Source organism: Neochlamydia sp. TUME1, assembly GCF_000813645.1.
Taxonomy (GTDB): Bacteria; Chlamydiota; Chlamydiia; order Chlamydiales; family Parachlamydiaceae; genus Neochlamydia.
This window is the reverse complement of the sequence record NZ_JRXI01000127.1, coordinates 1-2,978: the sequence shown is the minus strand read 5'-3', so window position 1 is coordinate 2,978 and position 2,978 is coordinate 1. Positions and strand designations below refer to the sequence as shown.

At 37.8% G+C, this 2,978-nt stretch carries 4 protein-coding genes; 2 read left to right on the top strand and 2 right to left on the bottom strand.

Annotation, left to right across the window (positions count from 1 at the left end):
* The first annotated feature begins 176 nt into the window (after nucleotides 1-176).
* Complete coding sequence (locus tag DB41_RS05930; protein ID WP_039385415.1) at nucleotides 177-824, top strand: radical SAM protein; 648 nt, start codon at nucleotides 177-179, stop codon at nucleotides 822-824.
* Between the two features lie 2 nt (nucleotides 825-826).
* A complete protein-coding gene (gene queC, locus DB41_RS05925; protein ID WP_039385413.1) occupies nucleotides 827-1,486 on the top strand; it encodes a 7-cyano-7-deazaguanine synthase QueC in 660 nt (219 codons plus the stop codon).
* A gap of 747 nt (nucleotides 1,487-2,233) precedes the next feature.
* Here the strand turns inward: queC and DB41_RS05920 are convergent.
* Both DB41_RS05920 and DB41_RS11915 read right to left on the bottom strand, forming a co-directional pair.
* Entirely contained in the window at nucleotides 2,234-2,785 is a 552-nt protein-coding gene (locus DB41_RS05920; protein WP_039385411.1) for a hypothetical protein, read from the bottom strand.
* Nucleotides 2,786-2,797: 12 nt separating this feature from the next.
* Nucleotides 2,798-2,978, bottom strand: a 181-nt coding sequence (locus tag DB41_RS11915; RefSeq protein ID WP_039385409.1) for a hypothetical protein, incomplete at its 5' end; no start/stop codon positions are given.

The following is a 2,978-nucleotide window of genomic DNA, read 5'->3' as shown; positions in this document are numbered from 1 at the left end:
ATGATGAGATATCTCATCTAGACAAAAAATATTTATTGCCTATATAAATTAAGTGTTTAGCTACCAGAATCTTTTTCTTAAGTGCTAAATGCTTAGGGGGGCTTGAAATTGTTTTTTTCCTTATAATTTATCGATTGTCAAATTATTTCCGATAAAAAATTACTCTCTGTAAATAAATGAATTCTCTTAATATTATTGAAATTTTTCGTAGCATTCAAGGGGAAACAAGCTTAGCCGGGCTACCCACAACTTTCATACGCCTGGCGGCCTGTAATCTTCGCTGCTCATGGTGTGATACCACCTATTCATTTGGACGAGGGGTCTCTTATACCTTAGAAAATATTTTTTCAAAGGTAGCTTCTTTTGGCTGTCAATATGTGTGTGTGACGGGAGGGGAGCCCCTTTTGCAGGCTAACGTCATCCCTTTAATGGACCAATTATGCCAGGCAGGATATATTGTCAGCCTAGAAACTGGTGGTTCTTTGTCTACCCAAAAGGTGAATGCAAACGTACGCATTATTTTAGACATTAAATGTCCGGGAAGCCAGATGAGCAATAAAAACCTTTGGGATAACCTTAACCATTTGCGCTTTCATGATCAAATAAAATTTGTGATCAGCAATCGGGAAGATTACGATTATGCTAAGATGGTCTGTAGTCAATATCAATTATTTAAGAAAGTCAGTGAGATATTGTTTTCGCCTGTATTTGAGGTGCTGCCTTCCCAGACCTTAGTCAATTGGATATTAGAAGATCAGCTAGCAGTGCGTTTAAATTTGCAAATTCATAAATTTATCTGGCCTCCCCATACCAGAGGCGTTTAGATATGAAAAAAGCTATCGTTTTATTGAGTGGGGGATTAGACTCAACAGTTATATTAGCTCTTTCTCTAGCTCAAGGGAGAGAATGCTATGCTCTGAGTTTTGACTATGGTCAAAGGCATCGTATAGAGCTTACGCACGCCAGCAAAATTGCTACATACTACCAGGTTAAACATTGTATTGTTAAAATTGACTCAAAGGTATTTAAATCTTCCTCTTTAGTGTCAGATCTAGCGTTACCAAAAAATCGATCAAAAGAAGATATAGGCTCAGGGAAAACTCCCAATACCTATGTGCCAGCGCGTAACACTCTCTTTCTAGCTTATGCTATGGGGCAAGCTGAAATACTAGATGCCCAGGAGATTTATCTAGGAGCTAATGCGTTAGATGCTCCCTCCTATCCCGACTGTACACTTAGCTACATTCAAGCTTTTCAGCGGGTTTTAAACGTGGGCACTAAGCAGGCTGCTGAAGGAAACGCGCCTCAGCTTTTAACACCTTTAATCCATTGGGATAAAGCCGAAATTATCCGTCAGGGCATCGCTTTAAACGTGCCTATGCATATGACTTTTAGCTGTTACGATCCGACGCCGCAACAAAAGCCTTGTGGGCAGTGCGACGCATGCATCTTAAGGGCCTATGGATTTACAGTAGCAAAGCGATAAATTCTTTCTTAACTAATGCCCTATTATTACGTTCATAATGATTTATCTATCAAAGAAATAAGAAAGAATAAGGAGCAGATTTATTGCAGAAAAATCTCAACAACAGGTCGTCTGAAAGGATTTTATAAAAAATCTGATTAACTCCTAAAAAACCTCGCAACTCAGGTTAACAATATGATTTTGAGCTAATCCTTATGCAGCCAGTTACTTTATAAAAGCCCTCTCGTTGAGTAGAGAGTCATCTTTCAGAGGGTTGGGTAGACAGGTTAAGTTTTTTTTAAGCGTATAATAAGAAATATAAAATTTGGATCAACATTGTTACCACTCCGCCAGGCCTGTCTATACCTGTACACATGGCGCGCAGGTTATAGTTTGCCTGGAATGTTTGACGGATTCTCATACGCCTTTAAGCTGCCCCTTATGCGCCCCCATACTTTATAAAACTATCTCCAGAAGTCGATCGGTAGCTTGAGAGGAGTGGGTATGCAAACCTACCTTTATAAGCGTATTATACGCTTTTGAACAGCTCTTTATGCAATCATATGCTTAATAAAAAACCTGCATTTAAGGAGCAACTAGCTTTTAAAGGGTTCATTCCATTCTTAGGGTATACAGGCGAAGTTTCTTCAAACGGTATTACTTAAAATTTCGCTACAAATTTAGCCTGTTCAGTTTATTCATAGCTATCTAGCAAGCTTGGTATAGCACCAGATAGACGGCTTAAAGCAATAAATCGGGAATATAAATTTATTTCTTACTTTTATTTTGAACCATTTTTAAAGCTTCCTCAAATTTTTCTTCCTCTATTTTTGAATATTTTTTGGGGTTTTCTGAAGATTTATATTTGTAGTTAACTGATCCATCGATTTCAGAAATTACACCATAATCAGGTTCATAAATTTTATTTCCCTCTTTTGTCTTCAAAAAAAGCCTAATTTCAACGTTATTAGAGGTAAAGGGATAATTTTCCAAATAGGGTCTAATTTTTTCATTCTTATTTACTGTTTGAATCATTTCCTCTACACACCCTACGATAATTGCACGTCCTTCTTCTTGGGTTAGAGGACCCGTTTTTTCAAAACTTAAGGCTAGCATGGTTACAACCCCGTCAGGCATGCCTATGCCTGTACCAATGGTACGCATGGTATATTTTTTTTGAAGCTTTTTAGAGACGTTATTTAAAATGTCACCCAAGAATTTCGCCTGTTCAGGCTCTTCATAGCTATCCAATAAGCTCAATACGCAACCAGATAATATGAACATTAAAATGATACAAATGGAAACTTGAATTTTATTCATAATTTGTCCTCCTTATCTTTTATTTTTAAGGAAAGTACTAATATGGTCATCTATTGCTTCTTCATACGTAGGGCTTTGGAAAGAATGGCCATGAAAAGCGGCCCCTGGGCAAGAATTTAAGGTCACTGTGTCACGTTTACTCCGTATCAATCCTCCCACATCAATATAAGGGATAGGATCGCGCCAAGCTTCT

Coding starts and splice junctions, on each gene's coding strand:
- DB41_RS05930 (WP_039385415.1), top strand. CDS start 177: ATGAATTCTCTTAATATTATTGAAATTTTTCGTAGCATTCAAGGGGAA.
- queC (WP_039385413.1), top strand. CDS start 827: ATGAAAAAAGCTATCGTTTTATTGAGTGGGGGATTAGACTCAACAGTT.
- DB41_RS05920 (WP_039385411.1), bottom strand. CDS start 2,785: ATGAATAAAATTCAAGTTTCCATTTGTATCATTTTAATGTTCATATTA.